At 60.2% G+C, this 6,035-nt stretch carries 5 protein-coding genes; 2 read left to right on the top strand and 3 right to left on the bottom strand.

Annotation, left to right across the window (positions count from 1 at the left end; genetic code table 11):
• Together K8W16_RS07935 and K8W16_RS07930 are read left to right on the top strand one after the other, a co-directional pair.
• On the top strand, window positions 1-1,695 hold a 1,695-nt coding region (locus K8W16_RS07935; RefSeq protein WP_304122611.1), incomplete at its 5' end, for an FAD-dependent oxidoreductase.
• Between the two features lie 13 nt (window positions 1,696-1,708).
• Window positions 1,709-3,202 carry a [Fe-Fe] hydrogenase large subunit C-terminal domain-containing protein gene (locus K8W16_RS07930; RefSeq protein ID WP_304122610.1) on the top strand — a complete coding sequence of 498 codons (1,494 nt, stop codon included), beginning with the start codon at window positions 1,709-1,711 and terminating at the stop codon, window positions 3,200-3,202.
• 266 nt (window positions 3,203-3,468) lie between these two features.
• Here the strand turns inward: K8W16_RS07930 and K8W16_RS07925 are convergent, their stop codons facing one another.
• The 3 genes from K8W16_RS07925 to K8W16_RS07915 form a co-directional block, all read right to left on the bottom strand.
• Entirely contained in the window at window positions 3,469-3,834 is a 366-nt protein-coding gene (locus K8W16_RS07925; RefSeq protein ID WP_304122612.1) for a winged helix-turn-helix domain-containing protein, read from the bottom strand.
• A 310-nt stretch (window positions 3,835-4,144) separates the two neighbouring features.
• On the bottom strand, window positions 4,145-4,990 hold the full coding sequence (locus K8W16_RS07920; protein WP_304122609.1) for a substrate-binding domain-containing protein: 846 nt from the start codon (window positions 4,988-4,990) through the stop codon (window positions 4,145-4,147).
• 83 nt (window positions 4,991-5,073) lie between these two features.
• Window positions 5,074-5,907 carry a P-loop NTPase gene (locus K8W16_RS07915; protein ID WP_304122608.1) on the bottom strand — a complete coding sequence of 278 codons (834 nt, stop codon included), beginning with the start codon at window positions 5,905-5,907 and terminating at the stop codon, window positions 5,074-5,076.
• Between the last annotated feature and the right edge of the window lie 128 nt (window positions 5,908-6,035).

Below are 6,035 nucleotides of genomic sequence, written 5' to 3'. Positions count from 1 at the left end.
CAGATTCTGCGCGACGCCTTTGCCGAAGCCTGCGAAGGCCGCGGCGAAAGCGTGGACTGGGATATGGTGCGCCGCGTGGCCGTGCAGATGCATGAAAGCGCCCTCTGCGGCGTAGGCCGCACGGGCGTCGTGCCCGTTCTCGGCGCGCTGGAACATTTCTCCCACCTGCTGAAGACCTCCGCCCCCGTTCAGGACGCTCTCTCGTCCTATTCCGTCACTACCGCCCCCTGCATCGAAGCCTGCCCTGCGCATGTGGATATTCCCCGCTACATAGATGCCATTCGCGACGACCGCCCGGAACGAGCGGTCGAGGCCGTGTCCGAGCACTATCCTCTGGTGGGCTCCTGCGGCCGCGTCTGCGCGCGCCCCTGCGAGAGCGCGTGCACCAGAAACAGCATCGAAGATCCCGTGTCCATCCGCTCCATCAAGCGATATGCCGCCGATCACGCCTCCGCAGAGCCGGGGGCCTCCGTCTCCGCCCCGGAAGGTCCGGCGGAAGTGGCCGTGGTGGGCGCCGGTCCCGCAGGATGGACATGTGCCTATCATGTGCTGCGCGCCGGCCACAGCGTGGATATCTTTGACGCCGAAGCCGTACCCGGCGGCATGATCCGCTACGGTATTCCCAGCTACCGTCTTCCCAAGGATCTGCTGGATATGGAATCCTCCTTGATCCAGAAACTGGGCGGAAGGCTGTTCCGGGCCTCTCTCGGCAGGGATATTTCCCTCTCCGGCCTGCAGGAAAAGGGCTACAAGGCCGTATTCGTGGGCATAGGCGCCAGCATGGGGCAGCTCGCTCATCTGCCTGAAGACAAAAATCCGCCGGAAGGCTACGAGAACGGCATCGACTTCCTCCGCCGCGTTCACGACGGCGTGGCCGCAGGCAATCCTCCCGCGCTGCACGGCGACGTAGTGGTCGTGGGCGGAGGCAATGTGGCCATGGACTGTTGCCGCTCGGCCACGCGCCTCACCGACGGCAAGGTACGTGTGCTTTACCGCCGCACCGAACAGGATCTGCCCGCAGACCGCGAAGAAATCGAAGACGCCGTCAAGGAAGGCGTCATCTTCCACTTCCTTTCCAATCCCTGCGGCCTCGAAACCGCCGACGGCAGGCTCACCGGCGTGCGCGTGCTGAAAATGCGCCAAGGGGATCCCGACGCTTCGGGACGCCGTTCCGTATCGCCTGTAGAGGGCTCCGAATGGGTACTGCCATGCTCGCACATCATCGCCGCCATCGGCCAGCGCGTACGCTCCGACGACATACCCGAAGACGAAGGCATTGCCCGGGGCCGCAACGGCGTCATCATTGTGGACAACAACTTCGCCACCTCCAGAGACGGCGTGTTCTCCGGCGGCGACTGCGTCTCCGGGCCGGACACGCTTATCAACGCCATGAGTCAGGGCGAACAGGCCGCGCACTCCATCGTCGCCCGGCTGGAAGGCTGCGACCCCTTCTCGCCGCGTCGCCGCATGAGCGAACTTCTGAAAGCCGCCTCCCTCATGGATCCGCGGCACGACTGGGAACCTTCCTTCCCCAGACAGCGTACCCCGTCCATTCCCGTGGAACAGCGCCGCTCCTTTGCAGAGGTGGAACACACGCTCCGTCCCGGCGCAGCCCGCGCCGAGGCCGACCGCTGTCTGCGCTGCTACCGCCTGTTCACGGTGCTGACGGCATCGCCTATTCCCAATGCAGACTAACGCGAGGAGTCCTATGAACGCCATCATCAACGGGAAAAACGTCACCTTTGAAGCGGGAGAAAACATTCTCGCCGTGGCGAAAAGGAACGGTTTCTTCATCCCTTCCCTGTGCGCTTTCATGCCGCTGGATCACAAGCCCGGCGTGTGCCGTGTCTGCCTTGTGGAGTGTACGCCTCCTTCCGGAAGTACCTGCATCGTTCCGGCATGCGTCACGCCCTTGGAGGAAGGCATGCGCGTGGAAACCGCCACGGCGGCCGTCCGCGCAAGGCAACGCATGCAGGTGGAGCTGCTGCTCTTTGAACATCGCCTCAGCTGCGAAAGTTGCTCGCGTCTCGGAAGCTGTGAACTTCAGTCCCTCCGGGAAGCCCTCGGCATGGACGCCCTCTGCCCCGCGCCGCAGGGTCGGACGGGCGTCGCCACTACAGCGGGCCCTCTCGTGCGCGACATGGATAAATGCGTGCGCTGCCTGCGCTGCGTGACCATGTGCCGCAACCGGGGAGTCTCGGCCCTCCGTGCCGACAGCTCGGGCAGGGAGGAACAGATCATAGAATTCACGCAGAGCGCCTGCATCCGCTGCGGGCAGTGTGTCCGCGTATGTCCCGTAGGCGCGCTTTCCGAACGCGATGAAAGCGCCTCCGCCCTGGACATGCTTTCCGCGCCCGATCTCTTCACGGTCGCCGTCTTCTCCGCATCTATCAGCGGCGCGCTGAAAGGCGTTTTTTCCTCTCTTTCCTGCACCGAGCCTGAAGGCAGACTCGCGGCTGCACTCCGTCATCTCGGAGCGGATGCCGTCATCAGCGCGGACTTCGCCCCCGCCATACTCGCCGCAAATGTAAGCACAGACCTTGCGGAACGCCTCGCAACCGGAAACGTCCTGCCTCTATTCTCAGCCTCCTGCCCCGCATGGGTAAACTACGCGGAACAGAAACTTCCGGCCCTCAGCCCACAACTCTGCAGCGCACGTACGCCTCAAATGCTGAGCGTTGTGCTGAACAAAGGCAAAATGGCCGCATACTACGGCGTCCCCGAGGAAAAACTGCGTATCCTCCTCCTTTCGCCCTGCACGGCCATGAAGGAAGCCCCCGGCTTCGACGCCGTTCTCTCCGCACGCGCCCTCTTCCGCCTGATGAATATAGGCGGCATCTGCCTGGATACCGTGACGCCCGAAGCCTTCGATCCTTTCCCCGTATCGGAAGAACCCCTTCCTCCGGCCGGAGAATACGGCGAGATCTCGGGCGCGGTGCTGCTCAAACTCGGCGCGCAGATACGCAATCAGGTACAGACTTCCTTGCCCGAGGGGGGACGTATCGTGGAGACGGAAGCTCTTCTCGGCAGCAACGTCATCCGTACCGCACTGTGCTTCAGCTGCGCTGACGCTGCAATCCTCGCCTCTCAGGCGACGGACTCCCCCTACGCCTTCATTGAAGTGCTGGCCTGCCGGGGCGGCTGCCCCGACGGCGGCGGCGCGGCTGAAATATCCGAGGACACCCCCTGCAGGACAAAATAAGAAGAAACACCGCCTTCTTTCAGCAAATCCCGGAAACCTGTTCCGCCGAGGCCGTTTTCCCAGGTACCGCCGCAGGATACAAAAAAGGGCGTCGCTCTGAAAAACTCAGACCGACGCCCTTTTCGGAAGGAGCTCCCGCACCTTATCCGCCCCTCTCCATGCATGACTTCCGCAACATTCCCGGAATCGAATGGCTGCCGCATTGTTCGATATGTCATGCCGCATCGCCGTCGCCTCCGCTCAGCGCCTGCCGGACAAAGCACGACTCAATGACCTATGCCGTCAATTTCAAAATATTCCGGGTTCTCCTCCTCAAGACACCGGGCAAGGTGATCCCCGCACTGCCCGTCGACACGCTGGAAGAATTCCAGAAGGCGCCTTCCGTCCTCCGTAAGCGTCACACCTTTCTGCCTGTCGCTCGGCCTGTCGAGTAGAGCAATGCCCAGCGCCTTTTCCGCCTTATGAATGCGTCCCCAGGCCCCGCGATAAGGCATATCCAGACTTTCGGCAGCCTTCTTCAGCGATCCCAGCTCCTCCACCCCCAGAAGAAGTGCAGCGACACCATTGCCGAACACATATTCGTTCTCACACTCCAGCCATAGACGATATCGTACTTTCACAGGAATTTTCATCACACACACTCCCCCCCGGACTCCGAAAGACCGACCTCGGGAAAAACGGTCGCCGCATTTCTGCCCCAGCTGGACTTTCCCTTCCACTTCGTCGCAATCGAGCGGCTTTCTTCTCCGTTTTCTGACGCCGACGCGCGGTCCCGACTTCCGACGGGACCGCGCCGCTCTTCAACAGGTATGAAAATTCTTCCCGGCGACAGCACTTACGCGCTCTGCGCCGAGGCCGCACTACTCCGACAGAAGGCACGAAAACCATGCCTTCCCCCCGAGTTGACCTGTGTCCGCTCTCCGCGGCAAAAAACAAACCGTCCTACTTCTTATGACTCGCATTCCACTGGTCGGAATTCGGGAAGAACAACGGCTGACCGTACTTGTCCTTGCCGAAATCGCGAATGATGGTCTGAGCCTCCTCGCCCACCACCCAGTCGGCAAACTTCAGAGCTTCTTCCTTATGAATATCGGGAAACTTTTCGGGATTCACGCGGATAATGGCGATAAGATTCAGCATGAGCGGATCGGCTTCCATGAGCGGTACCACGGAGACCGTATCCTTCACGGTGAGCCATGTAGCCCGGTCCATGAGCGTGTATGCCTGCTTTTCATTGACATAGAGCGTAGTGGCCTTGTTGCCCTTCGCTCCGCCTTCCCACACCTCATACCAGTCGCCGGAGGGCTGTATGCCCGCCGCAGCCCATATTTCCATTTCCTTCACATGAGTACCGGACTTGTCCCCGCGGGAAACAAAAGGAACCTTGGCGTCGGCGATCTTCTTTACGGCTTCCGTCACCTTCTTCATGCCCTTGATGCCCGCAGGATCCTTCGCAGGTCCGAGAATGACGAAGTCATTATACATGACGTCGCGGCGATCCACCCCAAACCCGGCGGCACAAAAGGCATCCTCAAGCTTGCGTGCATGCACCATCACCAAGTCGAACGAGCCGGATTCAGCTTTCTTCAGCGTAGCCCCGGTACCGGCCTTGGCTATGGTGACCTCTATTCCCGTATTCTTCGTGAATGTTTCGGCCAAAAGAGGCAGCATGCCCGCATCCACGGGGCCGATGGTGCTGGAAATACGCAGAGTTTCAGCCGCCTGTGCAGGCATGCCGCAAAGCGCAAGGCCCATGATGGAAAGAGCTACGAGACGAACAAGTTTCATAATGTTCCCCCTAAAACCGTCTAGCCGGGTATCCCCGGACAGTGAACGAAAAAGGCTGGTTCCGCTTCCGGGACAGCCTCAACCTAAAGCGCTTCCAGTGCGTCGGCCACAGCATCCAGCCACGGGCTGTCGATACTCTCCACAGCTCCGGCATCGCAGGCCTGCGCTATGGCCGGATCAAGCGGCAGCCGCGCCACATGCGGTATGCCGTATCGCGCTGCCGTCTCTTCCACTCGGCTTTCACCGAAAATGGTCATTTTCTCACCGCAATGCGGACATTCACAGTAGGAATAATTCTCCACCAGCCCGATAACATTCATGTCGAGGCCTTCCAGCCGTGCCATGTTCACAGCCTTTTCCACAATCATGGAAACCAGTTCCTGAGGGGACGTAACGATCACAACGGCGTCCACAGGAAGGGACTGGTACACCGTAAGCGCAACATCCCCGGTCCCGGGAGGCATATCGATGAACATGTAGTCAACATCCTTCCAGATAACATCGCTCCAGAACTGACGAACTACACCGGCAATGATGGAGCCCCGCCAGACCACGGGATCCGTGGGCTTCTCAAGAATCAGATTCATGGAAACCACATCCACCCCACCCGTGCTGCGAATGGGCACAAAGCCCTCCTCATCGCCCATGAGCCGCCCAGTCATGCCGAAAAGACGGGGAATGGACGGCCCGGTAATATCTGCGTCCATCACTGCGGCATGGGCGCCGCGAGCCTGCATTTTCGATGCCAGAAGCCCCGTGATCAGCGACTTGCCCACGCCACCTTTACCGCTTACCACGCCGATGACCTTCCCAACGCGGGAACCCGGCGCGAGCGGAGCTTTCAGAGACTCCCGAGGTTCCGTCCGCTCCGAGCATGCCTGAGCGCAGCTTCCGCACTGATGATCGCAACTGTTCATATTCTGTATCCTCTGTCAGCGATACGGCGTCGATAATTTTGAAATCAAATACTCCAACCGCAATACTACATTATAAAAAAATCCGAGCGTTTTGTGAACGAAAAAAACCATTATGTTATGTCAATATG

Origin of the sequence: Mailhella massiliensis, from assembly GCF_020741395.1 — a bacterium.
Lineage (GTDB): Bacteria > Desulfobacterota > Desulfovibrionia > Desulfovibrionales > Desulfovibrionaceae > Mailhella > Mailhella massiliensis_A.
This window is presented reverse-complemented; position numbering and strand designations above follow the sequence as displayed.